The organism is Arthrobacter oryzae (assembly GCF_031454875.1).
GTDB classification, from domain to species: domain Bacteria; phylum Actinomycetota; class Actinomycetes; order Actinomycetales; family Micrococcaceae; genus Arthrobacter; species Arthrobacter oryzae_D.
Window position 1 is genome coordinate 1 of record NZ_JAVDRQ010000018.1, and the last position, 14,167, is coordinate 14,167.

Annotated in this window: 15 protein-coding genes; 9 read left to right on the top strand and 6 right to left on the bottom strand. The window is 62.0% G+C overall.

The features are described 5' to 3' along the window. The 3 genes from J2805_RS22805 to solA form a co-directional block, all read right to left on the bottom strand. Window positions 1-338 (bottom strand): transporter substrate-binding domain-containing protein (locus tag J2805_RS22805; protein WP_309980310.1); only part of this gene is annotated, 338 nt, incomplete at its 3' end. Window positions 339-958: 620 nt separating this feature from the next. After that, the gene (locus tag J2805_RS22810; protein ID WP_309980311.1) at window positions 959-1,633 is read right to left on the bottom strand and encodes a haloacid dehalogenase type II; all 675 of its coding nucleotides are present in this window, start codon (window positions 1,631-1,633) and stop codon (window positions 959-961) included. A gap of 60 nt (window positions 1,634-1,693) precedes the next feature. Further along, window positions 1,694-2,878 (bottom strand): N-methyl-L-tryptophan oxidase, encoded by a 1,185-nt coding sequence (gene solA / locus J2805_RS22815; RefSeq protein WP_309980312.1) that lies wholly within the window; start codon window positions 2,876-2,878, stop codon window positions 1,694-1,696. Window positions 2,879-3,046: 168 nt separating this feature from the next. Here solA and J2805_RS22820 point away from each other — a divergent pair, with 168 nt between their 5' ends. The 6 genes from J2805_RS22820 (at window position 3,047) to otnC (ending at window position 8,327) form a co-directional block, all read left to right on the top strand. Further along, window positions 3,047-3,949 carry a LysR substrate-binding domain-containing protein gene (locus tag J2805_RS22820; protein ID WP_309980313.1) on the top strand — a complete coding sequence of 301 codons (903 nt, stop codon included), beginning with the start codon at window positions 3,047-3,049 and terminating at the stop codon, window positions 3,947-3,949. Window positions 3,950-4,131: 182 nt separating this feature from the next. Then, window positions 4,132-4,479 (top strand): cupin domain-containing protein, encoded by a 348-nt coding sequence (locus J2805_RS22825; protein ID WP_309980314.1) that lies wholly within the window; start codon window positions 4,132-4,134, stop codon window positions 4,477-4,479. Window positions 4,480-5,145: 666 nt separating this feature from the next. Continuing rightward, window positions 5,146-5,490, top strand: a complete 345-nt coding sequence (locus J2805_RS22830) for a cupin domain-containing protein (RefSeq protein WP_309980315.1) — start codon at window positions 5,146-5,148, stop codon at window positions 5,488-5,490. A gap of 225 nt (window positions 5,491-5,715) precedes the next feature. Next, a complete protein-coding gene (locus J2805_RS22835) occupies window positions 5,716-6,384 on the top strand; it encodes an aspartate/glutamate racemase family protein (protein WP_309980316.1) in 669 nt (222 codons plus the stop codon). 30 nt (window positions 6,385-6,414) lie between these two features. Further along, complete coding sequence (gene otnK / locus J2805_RS22840; protein WP_309980317.1) at window positions 6,415-7,701, top strand: 3-oxo-tetronate kinase; 1,287 nt, start codon at window positions 6,415-6,417, stop codon at window positions 7,699-7,701. Continuing rightward, window positions 7,698-8,327, top strand: coding sequence for a 3-oxo-tetronate 4-phosphate decarboxylase (otnC, locus tag J2805_RS22845; protein WP_309980318.1), 630 nt, complete (start codon window positions 7,698-7,700; stop codon window positions 8,325-8,327). Before otnK ends, otnC begins: the two co-directional genes overlap by 4 nt. Window positions 8,328-8,436: 109 nt before the next feature. Here the strand turns inward: otnC and J2805_RS22850 are convergent, their stop codons facing one another. Together J2805_RS22850 and J2805_RS22855 are read right to left on the bottom strand one after the other, a co-directional pair. Then, window positions 8,437-8,823 (bottom strand): VOC family protein, encoded by a 387-nt coding sequence (locus J2805_RS22850; RefSeq protein ID WP_309980319.1) that lies wholly within the window; start codon window positions 8,821-8,823, stop codon window positions 8,437-8,439. A 107-nt stretch (window positions 8,824-8,930) separates the two neighbouring features. Next, window positions 8,931-9,749 carry a hypothetical protein gene (locus J2805_RS22855; protein WP_309980320.1) on the bottom strand — a complete coding sequence of 273 codons (819 nt, stop codon included), beginning with the start codon at window positions 9,747-9,749 and terminating at the stop codon, window positions 8,931-8,933. A gap of 665 nt (window positions 9,750-10,414) precedes the next feature. Here J2805_RS22855 and J2805_RS22860 point away from each other — a divergent pair. From J2805_RS22860 to J2805_RS22870, 3 genes are all read left to right on the top strand, one after another. Beyond that, a complete protein-coding gene (locus J2805_RS22860; protein ID WP_309980321.1) occupies window positions 10,415-11,251 on the top strand; it encodes an alpha/beta fold hydrolase in 837 nt (278 codons plus the stop codon). A gap of 503 nt (window positions 11,252-11,754) precedes the next feature. Continuing rightward, window positions 11,755-12,129, top strand: a complete 375-nt coding sequence (locus tag J2805_RS22865; RefSeq protein WP_309980322.1) for a response regulator transcription factor — start codon at window positions 11,755-11,757, stop codon at window positions 12,127-12,129. Between the two features lie 109 nt (window positions 12,130-12,238). Beyond that, entirely contained in the window at window positions 12,239-12,655 is a 417-nt protein-coding gene (locus J2805_RS22870) for a hypothetical protein (protein ID WP_309980323.1), read from the top strand. Window positions 12,656-12,681: 26 nt separating this feature from the next. Here the strand turns inward: J2805_RS22870 and J2805_RS22875 are convergent, their stop codons facing one another. Next, entirely contained in the window at window positions 12,682-14,082 is a 1,401-nt protein-coding gene (locus J2805_RS22875; RefSeq protein ID WP_309980324.1) for an MFS transporter, read from the bottom strand. Window positions 14,083-14,167: the final 85 nt, after the last annotated feature.

The following is a 14,167-nucleotide window of genomic DNA, read 5'->3' on the forward strand; positions in this document are numbered from 1 at the left end:
GTGTCGAACGCCGTGTTCTCGAACTTCAGCTTCAGGCCCAGCTTCTTGGCCACCAGGCGCGCCAGGTCCGGGTTCACCCCGATCGGGGTGGAGTTATCCTCGGCCAGGAACGTCATCGGCGGGGAACTCAGATCCATCGCCACCGTCAGCTGACCCTTGGCCTTAAAGGACTCCGGCAACAGCGCCACCGCGGCAGCATCGGGCTGGACACCCTCGGAGACATCACGAGTGTTCTGCGTCTTCGGAATGTCCGCCCCCGACGTGCCCGTAGCCGCCCCGCCACAGCCACTCAGAGCCAACAGGACAACAAGCCCCGCAGCCGCCGTCTGGATCTTCATACAAGTCTTCATAATGCTTCCCTTCAAATGGCCTTCAGCGGCAGAGGCGCCCTGAAGCAGGTGCAGGCTTTGTGATGCCCTTCGGCATCCTCATGCCATGGGCGAGGCGTGGTCTCCGACGCTTCACGTGAGTTGTGATGTGCGACTCGTTCTGCAACACCAATAGAACCCTGAACACCGTCTGATGTCAACAGTAGAACAGTCCAAATTTCAACTGTTGAACAGTCTCCCCTTTGGACATTGGATCCTACCGGGCGCTTGCTTCGTGTAAGAGCAGGACGGCTTTGAACGGCGCCCTGACGACTGAGCCAGCGCACACGAGATGCCTGTCCAGGAATCGGCGAGGCTTCCTCGGCGTCAAAGGCTCGGACGCTGGGCTTTGCAGGATTGCCCGTCTTCTCGATCCTCAGCGGGGCGGAACCAGCGCGGAGCCGCTCGGACCAGGGCCTCCCGTGCCGGCCGGGACGTTGAGTGCGTTCACTGATACAGCGTTGAAGCGTCTTTAAAAAGCTAAAGGGCCTGAGCCCGGTGCAATACCGTGCTCAGGCCCGCGCAGCTAGCGCTCGTATCTATCCGGTCCGTCTCACTCCTCTAAACAGGTCTTGGCCTGTTGGCCCGGGTCAGAGACCCAGGTGCTTGTTCAGCTCGTCCAGGGACTTGACGGTGGTGATGTTGTAGCCATCGGCGAAGGGTTCAGCGCCACGGTCCAGCATGACAAGGTCCCGGAAACCCAGGTTGTACATCGGGATGTGGTCGTACAGCGGGTGCGAGGAGACGTGCAGGAAGTCCTCCGGCTTGGCGTTCAGGGTGTCCAGCATGTACTCAAACGCCTGGAGGCGCGGCTTGTAGGCCCCCGCCTGCTCGGCGGTAAACACTGCGTGCCACTCTGCGCCGACCTTGGGAATGCTGATATCCAGGAAGCTGTCGTCTGCGTTGGACAGAGCCACCAGCTTGTAGTTGTCGCCCTGGAGCTTCAGCGCAGCCGGCACGTCCTCGTGGGCAACAGCATTGCGTACAGCCTCAGCGAGCTCTGCGCCGGCACCGGTGGTCGGCCCAAGGCCAAACCGTTTGCATGCCCGGTCAAAGGCATCCTGAAGGATCTGCTCGTAGGGCTTGTAGTCGCCACTTACCTCGTCGAACCGGTACGCACGGAAAACCTTCTTGAACTCAGGCCACCGCTCTTCTGAAATGCGGCCATCGAGCAGGCGAACGGTGGTGGGATAGATGTTGAAGTTAATGAGCGTGCCGTAGACATCGTAAGAGATGTACTTCGGCCGGAAGTTCGTGCTTGCCATGATTATTCCGTTCCTTGTTTCTTGTATTTTTTTCGGGGGTTGGGACGATTGCTACGGCTCTTAGCTCAGAGCCAGTGACGTGAGTCGCGTGTCGGGTCGTATGAACCGGGCAGGGTTCATGAAACTGACGTCGGTGGCTGTTGTTCCGTTCAGCACGAGGTCTGCGGCAATTGCCCCCAATCCAGAAGCCATCTTGAAGCCGTGGCCGGAGAAGCCGGCCGCCACGACGACGCCTTCCATTCCGGGCACTGTGCCGAACAGCGCGGTCGTATCAGGTAGATGACCGTCCGCGCACGTGGCAACCCGCACCGGGTCCGGAATCAGTCCGGGAATGAATTCCCGGACCCATGCCCGGATGGTGTCCAAATGCTGCGGATCCCAAGTGGGAGGCTTTTCCATGGACTCAACCTCGTCCAGAAAGACGCTCGCGACGACTTTCACGGTCCAACCGTCAGCGCTAGGGAACCCGTAGAGCTGGGCGCTGTCCGACCTTCCGTTTTCCTCCGCCCTCCTGAGGAAGACCGGCATGCCTTCCCGGCAGAATGCAGCTGGATCCACAACGGGGAACCAGGTCAGGATCTGCGGCAGGACGGACAGGTGCACACCGAGTCCCTGGCACACTGCTCCCGCACCATTGCCCTGCGAGATGATCACCCGGGAGGCGATGATCTCTTCCTGATCGGTCCGTACGATGTACCGGTCACCGTACGGCTCCACGCTGTGCGCTTTCCGGTTTCCCAGGAATTGAGCGCCAAGCCGGGTGGCCTCCACGAGTGCGGCGGTCACGGCCTTCTCTGAATGCAGGTAGCCGCCCTCAGGGTCAAAGATTGTGACATCCATGTCCCTGATTACGTGTTCGGGGTACTTGGCCCTGGCCTCGTCGCCCCGGAGAACTTCGTACTCCAGGCCATTGTCTTTCCCTGCTGCAAGGAGCGATGCCAACCGCGGATTGTGCTCGTCGTAGATCGTGACAGCGCCCGTAGTGTTGAGCAGCCGCGTCCCGCTGATATTTTCCAGGTCACGCCACAGGTCCTGCGACCTTTGCAAAAGGGGTGTGTAATGCCCGCCTTCCGCGTAAACCTTGCGAAAAAGGCGCGATTCGCCAGCGTAGGCAGAGAAGGGGCCCGGGATCGAAAACCTGTCTACTCCAATGACCCGCTGACCACGGGAGGCGAGCTGCCAACTCGCCATGCTTCCTACAGAGCCCACTCCGACAACGACAACGTCCGTTTCGAGTGCAGTCATGCTGATACCTTGCCTTCGCTAATTGCACGCCGTTATCCCGATTCCCGGTTCGCCTCTGGAGAGCGTTACCTCGGCTGTGCCTACAGTCAGATCAGCGTACGACACAAGAAGACCCAGATTAATAGGGCATGAGAGAATGCATTGTTTCCAAAAACGAAAGAAGCAGTTATGGACCTTACATCGATCGACGATCTGGATTTCTTTGAACAGATTTCCCGTTCCCAGAGCCTTACTGAAGCTGCCAGGAATTGGGGAAAGTCGGTGTCAGCAGTGAGCAAACGCCTTACCGCCCTTGAGTCGCGGCTGGGGGTACCACTGGTCCGGCGCAGTACGCGTCGGCTCACCCTCACCGAAGAGGGGCAGCTCTATGCGACAGGCGCCTTGACCATCCTGCAGCAGAAAACCGATCTCGAAGAAGCGCTGTCTGTGCAGCATGGTGAGCTCAAGGGACGCATTACGGTGCATTCGAGCCTGGGGATTGGCCGCAAGCACATTGCGCCCCTGCTGGGGGAGTTCGTGCGGCAGCATCCGTTGATCCAGATAGATCTGGAACTTTCTCCGCTGCCTTTGAACATCTCGAGTACGAATTTCGACATCGCCATCCGTGTCGGAGGACTGTCCGACTCAAGGCTCAAGGCAAAACTCCTGGCACGGAACCGGAGGATTGTTTGCGCGGCGCCCAGCTACTTTGACAGCGCCCCGCCGCTGCAGACCATTAGAGACCTGGAGCGGCACAACTGCATCGTCCTGCGAGAAAACAATGGCGACTACTCACTGTGGCGCTTTGGCGAGAAGGAGCAGGAATACGTCGACGTCAAGGGAAGCATGATCAGTGACGACGGGGATGTGGTGACCGACTGGTGCATCCAAGGGCTCGGCTTGATCATGCGCTCCACGTGGCACGTCAACCCACTGATCCAGCAGGGAGTACTTCAGCAGGTCCTTCCGGACGTCCGTACGCCCAGCGCCGATATTTACGCCCTCTACCCCGCCACGGACAGGACACCACGCCGGATCACCGCGGCCATCGAGCATCTGCAGCAGGGCCTTGCGACGAGGATCGGTTCTTAACCGCGCAAGGCCGGCGCCCGGACCATGACGACGCCGAGCGTACCGGAACTGCTGGACGCCGGCCTGAGCCTGAGGGACTGCAGCGATGTTGGGGGCGGCTTCGAAACGCGAGTGCGATAGACGCGTACTCATCCAATAGAGTAGAATTGTCAACAATTCACGATTCATTGGAAGGAAAAATCATGCGTCCATACGTATACGTCCCTGCAGCTGAGGTTCAGGGCGAGCTCGAGCCCAACGGTTACCGCGCCGGCTACGACTCAGGCGACCCCAAGACGGCAATCCTGAAGTTCGACACCGAGGTCAAGACCGGCGTCTGGGAGTGCCAGCCCGGCGGCTGGGACATAACCCCTCGCGAGGACACCGAGCTCTGCTACATCGTGAGCGGCCGCGTGAGGGTCACTGACAACGGCTCCGGCAACGTCTACGAGGTCTCGGCGGGCGACGTCGTCGTGCAGCCCAAGGGCTGGACGGGTCGCTGGGAGGTCCTCGAGACCGTCCGTAAGGTCTACTGCCACGGCTTTGACTGAGCCGTCTCGACTCTGACACTCTCGACTTTCGGGCCGCATCCTCTTAGAGGGTGCGGCCCGCTCGCTTCTCCGGCACCGCAGCAGGATCAATTCAAAATATTGACCAGGCTCCAGCGCCCCGACGGGGCGGGTGATCTTTCACGTAACGGGCGGCGAATCCCGGACTTGCGATTGCTTCGCTGATCACGGTCGCCTTGGCCATTGCTGCTCCCTCTCGTCTGTCACTCGCTATTGCATCGTCCCGGTTCCGGGTTCGGATTGTTTGCGTTAGACGAAGGTATCAGACAAGAAACTCGAGACTAAGGGCACTTGAGACAATGCATTGTTTCCAAGAACGAAAGAAGCGGGGGTTCTTGAGTCCGTCGCCTGAGCGGGCTTCCCTGACTGTGCTGAATCAATCAGGTCCAGCAGCCTGGTGTGCACGGCGCCAGGGCGATGGCTGTGTGGTCCACGGCAGCTATAGGTTTCGCGTCTGGGTGGCCCGGTGGGGACCATGCATGCTCGTCAAATGTGCTTCTTTCATCCTTGGAAACAATGCCTTGTCCAAAGTGCCGATATCCCGCATCTTCTTGTTTGGTACGTTCGTTTGACTGAAACAAAGCGAACCCAAGACAGGGTCGACGCATTAACGGGTAACAAGGAGAAACTATGGTCAAGGCGACCATCATGAGCGATGCAACAACCGCAAGCCCAGGGGAGCACAAGCCCAAGGAGACCGCGATCCAGGCCGGGCAAACCGAAGCGTCCTTCCGTCTTTGGAACAGGGACAGCCTGAAGACCGGTATCTGGGAGGTAACTCCGGGAGAGTTTAAGAGCACCCGTCCCGGCTACGACGAGATCTGCCAGATCCTGAGCGGCCGCGGAACCATTACCGAACCGGACGGCACCAGCTTCGACATCGGACCCGGTACCCTCTTCGTGACTCCGGCCGGCTGGGAGGGTCACTGGACCATCCACGAAACGGTCCGCAAAATGTGGGTCGTGGCGGATGTTCCCGCCGCTGCCGAATAGTCCCGGAAACCCAATAAAGCGAAACCTGGCGGGCAAGAGTCCTTAATCACGGTGGAGTGCTCCCCGGAAGTTGGACTGAGAAATCAGTCTCGACTCCCGGGGAGCATTTTTGTGCCGTCACGCGGACGACCTCCTGCTTCTTGCGTTCCTGGAAATATTGCATTCTCTTAAGTGCTGCTAATCAGCATCTTCTTGTGTCCTACGCTGAAAAATATGAACTTACCCTTGAACACCATCGCAATGCTGCACACGGTGCCTGGCCTGGTCACGGACATGGAAGCCAGGGCCAGGGACACGGTTCCCGGCCTCCGTGTCCTGCACTACGTGGACGAGTCATTGCTCCAGGACACCATTGCCCACGGAACAACGCCAGGACACGTTCGACGGCGGCTGGTCAACTATGCCCGCTACGCCGAGGAATCAGGTGCCCAGACATTGCTAGTCAGCTGCTCCTCCATCGGTGAAGCGGCAACCGCCGCCGCGGACTTCGTCTCCATCCCTGTCCTGCGCATCGACACTCCGATGGCCGACCTCGCCGTACTGTCCGGCGACAGGATCGGCGTACTCGCGACCCTGTCTGCGACCCTTGGGCCAACCACGCGGCTCGTCCAAGACTCAGCCAGGAGGCAGGACAGCACGCCCACCATCACCGCCAGAATTGTCGACGGCGCTTTCACCGCCCTGCGCGCTGGTGACCGGGCGATGCATGACAGGTTGGTGCTCGCCGCTTTCTCAGAACTGGCAGCGGAGTGCGACGTCGTCGTTCTCGCCCAGGCCTCCATGGCCCGGGTTGTTGAGCACACCCAGGACAAGTCGGGAGGGCCTACCGTCCTTGCTTCCCCCGACTTCGGGATGACCCAGCTCAGCACTGTTTTCCCTTCCAAAGACTCATAGATAACGTCGCTACCCGAGAAGGATCCGACTATGTCAAACACTGAAATGACAGCGAATGTCCCATGGCTGGGAGTTATAGCAGACGACTTCACCGGAGCCTCCGACGTGGCCGGCACTCTGGTGGGCGCCGGGATGCGGGTTGTGCAGACCTTCGGCATCCCCGACCCGTCGATGCAGCTGCACGATGTCGACTGCATAGTCGTTTCCCTGAAGACCCGCAGCGTTCCCGCCGCCGAGGCTGTAGAAGAGTCCCTGGCCGCGGCACGCACCCTTAGGTCCCGAGGCGTCCAGCAGCTGTACTTCAAATACTGCTCCACGTTCGACTCAACCCCGGAAGGCAACATCGGCCCGGTGGCCGACGCCCTGCGCAAAGAGTTCGTCCCGGCCGGCCAGATCACAGTCGTTGCTCCCGGAACCCCGGCCCTGCGGCGGACCGTGTACAACGGTGTGCTGTTTGCAGGCGTGGACCTGCTACAGGAATCATCCATGCGCAACCACCCGCTGACCCCGATGAGCGATTCGAACGTGCCAAGACTGCTCCAGGAACAAACCAAAAACCTCGTGGGCCATATCGGCTGCAACGTCATAGAAGCCGGTGCCCCCGCAGTTCAATCCCAGTTCCAGACCCTGAGCGACCAAGGTACCCAGTACGCCGTCGTTGATACCCTTACTGACAGCCACCTGGCAGTGCTGGGGTCTGCGGTGCTCGATCACCCGCTTGTCACCGGCGGATCGGGACTGGTCGGTGGGCTGGCGGCTGCCCGCGGATTCCGCGTCCACGCAGAAACGGCGAGCGCCGCGAGGCCAACGGGCCCGGCCGCCGTCGTCGCCGGCAGCTGCTCGGAGATGACGAACGTCCAGATCGACACTTTCCGGCAGGTCCGCCCCTGTTTCCTGGTTGACCCTGTGGCCATCGCCGAAGGGCACGACGTCGTCACCGAAGCCCTGCTGTTCGCGCGGGAACACCTTCCCGACGGCCCGATCCTGATCCACTCCACCGCCTCCCCGCAGGACGTCTCGCGAGCCCAGAAGGAACTCGGTCCGACCCTGGCCGCGGAAATAACCGAAGCCAGCCTTTCCACGATCGCCGAAGAGCTCGTCGGCCTGGGCTGCCGCCAACTTATCGTGGCCGGCGGAGAAACCTCCGGCGCCGTGGTCCGCAGGCTTGGCATCACCACAGCCCATGTGGGCAAGGAAGTCTCTCCCGGCGTGCCATGGCTGAAAACGGAAACCGACCCCGGGCTGTCCATCCTGCTCAAATCCGGAAACCTCGGAACACCGGGGCTCTTCCTTGACGCGTGGGACCACAACCGGTGACCGACATCGACAGCCGCAACGAGCTCGTCCGACTGGCCAGGTCCCTGCACCAAAGAGGACTGACCAGGGGAACATCCGGAAACCTCAGCGCACGGGTGGGGGGCGGAATGCTGGTCACCCCCACCAACGCCTCCCTGGGTGAACTCAGGACAGACGATCTGGCCATGGTCTCCGACACCGGTGAACACCTGTCCGGAGCCCGCCCGTCCAAAGAGGCATTCCTGCATCTGGCAATGTACCGGGCGAGGCCGCAGGACCATGCCGCGGTCCACCTGCATTCCCCCTACGCCACCGCCCTTTCATGCCTGGATGACCTGGAAGATGATGACGTTCTGCCGCCCTTGACGGCCTACTTTGTGATGAGGGTCGGACGGCTGGTCCGGTTGCCCTATTTCGCACCCGGAGACCAAGGATTGGGCGAGACGGCCCAAAAGGTCGCGGCTTGGAGCCATGCCCTGCTGCTGGCGAACCACGGACCGATCGTTTCCGCGCCTTCCCTCGCACAGGCTGTGGACGCTGTTGAGGAAGTAGAAGAAACAGCCCGGCTGTTTTTCCTCCTCCAAGGCCACGCGACCCGACCTCTCCAACCCGCCGAGGTCGCCCGACTCTCCGCAGCCCGCAGCTAGGAGCAGGGGCGCTTCGCCAAGGTGAACCGCACCAGAACCGCCTTGAAGCACACCGGCTTTCCGGCACCGCGCAGACTGGTTTCGGCCTGCCGGTCACACCGCCGCATTTTCAGGCGGCACCCGAGCCGTACGGACGCGTGATGGCCTCAAGGAAATGCCCGTCAGGATCCGCGAAGTAGACGCCGCGTCCGCCGTCGTTGTGGTTGATCTGCTGGGGGCGGGACCGTGCCGGGTCCGCCCAGTAGGGGACGCCCTGGGCCTGGATCCTTGCGAGGATTCCGTCCAAGTCCTCCTCGCTGACCAGGAAGGCGTAATGCTGCGGGGAGATGGGCCTGTCCGCCGTGGCGAAATCAAGGGCCACTCCTTGCTCGAGGGGCACCGTCATAAAAGACCACATGGCCTGGGGTTTCGGGAGTCCGAGCACGTTGGCCAGGAACTCCGCCGAACGTCGCTTATCCGTTGCGTAGACGATGGTGTGGTTGAAAGTGACCGTCATGGTGACCTCCTCGGGTGTTATGTCTCCCGGACGTTGCCGCTCGCCAGCCCGCAGCCTGTTCCAGCGAATCCCCGGCGATGACCAGATGATCGATACTGACGCCTAACTCAGGCCCCGGCGATTGGCAGCACCAGCATGTAGCCGGCCGGCATATTGCTGCTCCAGCGTCGGGGCTCGCGGACGACGAATTGCGTCGCCAACTGCTCGGGCGTGAGCAGGCTGTTGGGCGCAGGGGACGGTCCCCACTGCTCCCCGCCGTACGGGTAGAGCGGATCTTGCACGCGGATTCCGGTGACCGAGAACTCCGGGAACTGGTCGGGATCGCCGAGTGACTCAAAGCCGCTCATCACCGATACGTGGCGACCGCGCCACAGGACCAGCCCGACCGGCCGGTCCGTGTCGGCGATGGCACGTGCAGCGGTCTTCAGCGCTTCCTCATAGTTGGCAATGCTAACGACGGTGTACGGGCCCATCCCCACCTCGTTCAGCACCTGCGCCCAGCCCAAGGGGTTGGCGCCGTTGAACGAGTTGGACGACCTGGCCCGGGCCATCTCCCACAGCTCGCCCTGCTGGCCGGGATCGGCCCAGGTAGCGGTTCCCGTGTCGTCGATGAGGTTATGCATCATTTGGATGCTTGCCGCCACACACCACTCAAAGGTGTACTGCGGCACGTAGTCCCCCTCCTGGTAGAGGTTGAGGGCGAACGGCTGGGGGACAGGGGTCGGAGTGGGAACCGATGTGACTGTGGGGGATGGGGTGCGCTGAGGTGCGGCGACGTCGTCCCGTACGGCTGGCGGGGCAGAGGAGGTCTGGGCCGGTCGATCGGTGGCGGCCCCATCGAGTTTGACCGCGGGCGCGCAGCCCGCGAGGAAGGTCGCTACGATGACGAACCAGGTCAGAAGAAGACGGAGCTGGGCACCGATCATGGTCGCTCCAGTTTATCGCGACGCGGCGGGATTGCACCGTGCCGGGGACGGCTCCCATGAGCTTCACTGTCGGAACAAAAAGTACAAAAAATCATCGCTTCAGGGCTATCGTAGATTGTTGACAATCGCTACACTTGCGGTAGAACAACAAACCGAGGCCGGTACCACCAGGCCCCCTGAGTGAAGGAAATGTCATGAAGAAACGTCGCCCGGCTGCTTCGACTCTCGTTCTCGATGAACCATTGCGCACTGGTCACCATTGCCCAAAAACCGGATGGTGGTTAGCCGCTGGGGATCCGGGTGACGCGAGGTTCATCATCAGGGGAGAGGTGATGCCTGCCTTGAGCGGCACACCTGCGCTCTGGGTGCTGCGGGCGACAGCTGGCGGGATCCAAGGCCTGGGGCTCGAATCGGTGTTGCACCCAACTTCGTAAACGCAGTCCCAGTCGCTGCCGGCAATCATCCCGCTCTTGTGTTCGCCTGGGCCCCGACGGATGTAGGGACGAGATGCACCGCGAAGCCGTCTCATCGAGATCTGGAAGCCGGTCTCCGCCACCGTTCGGGACTCGCCGCCCGCGACCTCTCCCAAGCACTGGCCGGCGCACCGTGTGCGGTGTCAGGATTGAAGGCACGACACACGCACATGCCACAGAGGAGGCTCGTGGATGACTGACGGGACGTCAGCCGCACCCGAAACGGGATACGTAGCGGTGAACGGGCTTCAGATGTACTACGAGTTGCACGGCGACGGCGGCACTCCGCTGTTGCTCCTGCACGGCGGGCTCTTCGACATCGGGCTGCAGTTCGGCGCGCTGATCCCGAGTCTGTCGGCCGGGCGCCGTGTGATCGCGACGGACTTCCAGGGGCACGGACGCACCAACGACATCGATCGGCCGCTGGGCACTTCCGATTTGGCATCCGATGTCTTCGGGCTTCTTGAGCACCTCGGTGTTGAGAACGTCGACGTGTTCGGTTTTAGCGTCGGCGGTGCGGTCGCGCTGGACCTCGCGATCCACCACCCGGAACTCGTGCGCAAGCTCATCGTTTCGTCGGTGTCGTTCCGGCCAGAGGGTGATCGTGGCGGCAACGCGGAAGCGGTCGCGGAGATGACGGTGGACATGATCGCGGGAACTCCGATGGAGGAACGCTATTTGGCCGTGTCGCCACATCCCGATCGCGAGCACCTGCAGGGCCTGCTCGACAAGCTCTCACGCTACGGCGCGGGTGAAACCGGATGGAGCGACGACGAGATCCGCGGAATCGCCGCCCCGACGCTCTTCACGGTCGGCGACTGTGACATGGTCAAGCTTGACCACGCAGTGAAGTTCCTCCAACTGCGCGGGGGAGACGTGAACGGCGATTTCGAGGGCGTGCCCGCGTCGCAGCTCGCTGTGTTCCCGGGCACGACGCACTTCTTCGGGCTCGCGCGGACCGACCTCGTGCGCGAGGTCGTCATCACGTTCCTCGATGCACCCGCGCCAACCGGCTGGGCGGATCGGTGAGGTGCGCGGACGCAGCTGCGGCCCCCTTCCCGATCTTGCAGCGATATTAGGCCGGGCCTTTCGCACGGCTTGGGTTGATCGGCTTTGCGCTTTGGTCCGGAGAGCAAGTGGCATGCCGGTAAACGCCGCCCTTGAGGTGGAACTGAGCACGAACCGCAGCACTCACTAGGCGGCGGCTGAGGTGTGCATTCCAGGAAGTGGCGCCAGCACCCGGAGTTGCCGCGGGCCCGGGCACTGGCGCGCCTACCGTCGAGAGTTTGCTTCCAAAGGAAACGAGCCTCAGAACCAATGTAGGCTGGCACTCCAACCGCTGGCGTGAGTATGCGCTACCCGTTTGTTCCGCCATAGGCTCACTCCGCTACGTGTTCCACCGCTCCGGTGCAACGGCGTCGCGACCTCGTCCCGGGAGACGTCACCGATGGTTCTGCAGACAGGAGCGGAATAGGCGCACGGACGGTGGCTGCCGCCGCTAGACTGGGAGCCAATCACGAGCCGGGGGCGCCATGTCGAGGGGAATCTGCCTTGTCATTGAAGATGACCAGGACATTGCCGGTCTGATCAGCCTCATCCTGACGCGCGAAGGGTTTGACGTTCGGTCCGTGCGGACGGCTTCTGCCGCCCTCCACCAACTGAGGGCCCTCAAGCCGGCACTCATCACCCTGGACCTGGGGTTGCCGGACCTGGACGGGCTGCAGATCACCAAAGACCTCCGGGAACTCAGCCCGGCACCGCTGCTGATGATCACCGCACGCGCCTCCGCCGCCGACCAGTTCAACGGCATGGCCACCGGCGCTTCCGCCTACCTCATCAAGCCCTTTCATCCCGGCGAACTCAGGGACGCCGTCAGCAGGCTCTGCCCGGCACGAAGCTCCACGTAGCTTGGTGCCAGTCCGATCCATGCGGCGCGCGACCGCCAGTGCTCACCTTCTTTGCTCAGGAGGTCCTGTGGCCCTACTCCAACGGGGTGCCAATAAACAAGACTGAATCATGGGACAGCTTCAGGATATGAGTGCGGAAGAACCGGCATTGTCTGCCACCGCGGTTTTTGCCAGCCTCGCGGAGTTGCGGGACGCCCCCGGCTATAGCCCCAAGGCAATAGCCGAACGGCTCATAAACTCGATGGGCGCGGATGCTGCGGCGCCTTTGCTGGGCATCAAAGTCGAACTTCTGGACCGTTGGGCATCGGGCCAGGATGCCCCGAATGCCCACGGCCGCCTTCAGCTTGCGGATCTTGACGCCCTAGTAGGGCATCTCCACTGTGCGTTCACGCCGGCTCAGGCCATGGATTGGATGTGCAGCCCTAACGCGCAGCTGGGCTCCCGGCCGATCGATGTTTACCGCGTTCAAGGGTCGGCTCCGGTGATCGGCGCCATCCGGGCCCACGCGAAGGAAGCCTTCGGCTGATTGGTTTCTCGGTAGAGCTTCGCCTCCTACTTCGCGGATCCGGACGGTAACCGCTCGCTCCGAAGTGGTTGCCGGTCGGCTTTGTGAGCTTCGAGGTCCTCGAGTGACTTGCCCTTAGTGCCGGGGGACAGCAGGGTAGCCAGCGCCGAGACGAGGCAAATGCCGAACGTGGTGAGCCCGATGACCAAAGGAACGTTCGATGACCCGGGGGGAGCGACCGCCGTGAAAATGCTCGGGAAGAACGACGCGATCATAAGGCCGACGTTCTGCGACACCGCGAACCCCGTCACTCGGATCCGCATGGGGAACTGCTCCTGGAAGAACGTGGCGAACGTCGCGTTCCACATCTGGAAGAAGATTCCCTGCACGATCACGATGCACACAAAGACCAGCGGCAGGCTCCTCTGGTCGATGGCCCACAAGTATCCCCCCGCCAACAGGCCGCCACCGATGCCGCCGGCCACCATGAGCCCCCGCCGGCCAATCCTGTCGGACAGCGCGCCGAAGAGCGGGATTGTAACTACGGCAGCTACGTTAGCCACGAGGGTTACCCAGAGGAACTCGCTGCTGGAGAATCCGATGCCGTAGCCCTCTTGGGTCGCGTAGGACACGCCAAAGATGAGGGTCGCCATGCCGATCACGTTAGTGAAAGTCATGATGACACAGCGGACAAAGACCCAAGGGCGGGTGCGCAGGAGGTCAACCAGCGGGAACCGCGGCTTCGCCTTCCCGCTATCGGACTGCGCCAGGTACGCCGGCGGCTCCTGTACCCGACGACGGATGAGGTAGCCAGCCAGGATCACGAAGGCGCTAAGCAGGAACGGTATGCGCCAGCCCCAGGTCTCGAACTGTTCATCGGGAAGAAAAGCGGCCAGCGGAAGCAGTACGGCGGTGGCCAAGATGGAGCCTACCTGCGTTCCCTGAAGACTGAAGCTCGCGAAGAAGCCGCGCTTGGCATCAGGGGAGTGCTCAACGATCATTGCGCTGGCACCGCCGAGCTCGCCTGCTACCGCGAATCCCTGGATCAGGCGGAGGACCACCAGAAGGACGGGCGCGAGGATGCCGACCTGTCCGTACGTGGGCAGGAGTCCGACGGCGAAGGTCGCGAAGCCCATTAGCAGCATCGCGAAGACGAGCACGTGCTTGCGCCCGCGCCTGTCTCCATACGCGCCCAGGACGACAGCACCTACCGGACGGGAGAGGTAACCCACGGCATAGGTCGCTAGCGAGGCGATGATAGCGACGGTCGGGTTCTCGGACGGGAAGAAGATGGCGGGGAAGATGAGCGTCGCAGCCAACGAGTACAACGCGAAATCGTAGTACTCAAGTGCGCTTCCGATCCAACCGCTCATCGCGGCTTTCTTGGGGTCCCTCCGGCCGATGCTGGCTTCGAGGTCTGCGCGGAAATCCCCGGGGGTAGTGCTCATTCGATAAGATCCTTTGTCGTCATTGGCAAGGAACCGGAATTCCATTTTGCGGTGTGCTCCGGAGCATGATGGTGGAAGTGGCGGG

Coding starts and splice junctions, on each gene's coding strand:
- J2805_RS22875 (WP_309980324.1), bottom strand. CDS start 14,082: ATGAGCACTACCCCCGGGGATTTCCGCGCAGACCTCGAAGCCAGCATC.
- J2805_RS22825 (WP_309980314.1), top strand. CDS start 4,132: ATGCGTCCATACGTATACGTCCCTGCAGCTGAGGTTCAGGGCGAGCTC.
- otnK (WP_309980317.1), top strand. CDS start 6,415: ATGTCAAACACTGAAATGACAGCGAATGTCCCATGGCTGGGAGTTATA.
- J2805_RS22810 (WP_309980311.1), bottom strand. CDS start 1,633: ATGGCAAGCACGAACTTCCGGCCGAAGTACATCTCTTACGATGTCTAC.
- J2805_RS22865 (WP_309980322.1), top strand. CDS start 11,755: ATGTCGAGGGGAATCTGCCTTGTCATTGAAGATGACCAGGACATTGCC.
- J2805_RS22850 (WP_309980319.1), bottom strand. CDS start 8,823: ATGACGGTCACTTTCAACCACACCATCGTCTACGCAACGGATAAGCGA.
- J2805_RS22820 (WP_309980313.1), top strand. CDS start 3,047: ATGGACCTTACATCGATCGACGATCTGGATTTCTTTGAACAGATTTCC.
- J2805_RS22855 (WP_309980320.1), bottom strand. CDS start 9,749: ATGATCGGTGCCCAGCTCCGTCTTCTTCTGACCTGGTTCGTCATCGTA.
- J2805_RS22830 (WP_309980315.1), top strand. CDS start 5,146: ATGAGCGATGCAACAACCGCAAGCCCAGGGGAGCACAAGCCCAAGGAG.
- solA (WP_309980312.1), bottom strand. CDS start 2,878: ATGACTGCACTCGAAACGGACGTTGTCGTTGTCGGAGTGGGCTCTGTA.
- J2805_RS22860 (WP_309980321.1), top strand. CDS start 10,415: ATGACTGACGGGACGTCAGCCGCACCCGAAACGGGATACGTAGCGGTG.
- J2805_RS22870 (WP_309980323.1), top strand. CDS start 12,239: ATGGGACAGCTTCAGGATATGAGTGCGGAAGAACCGGCATTGTCTGCC.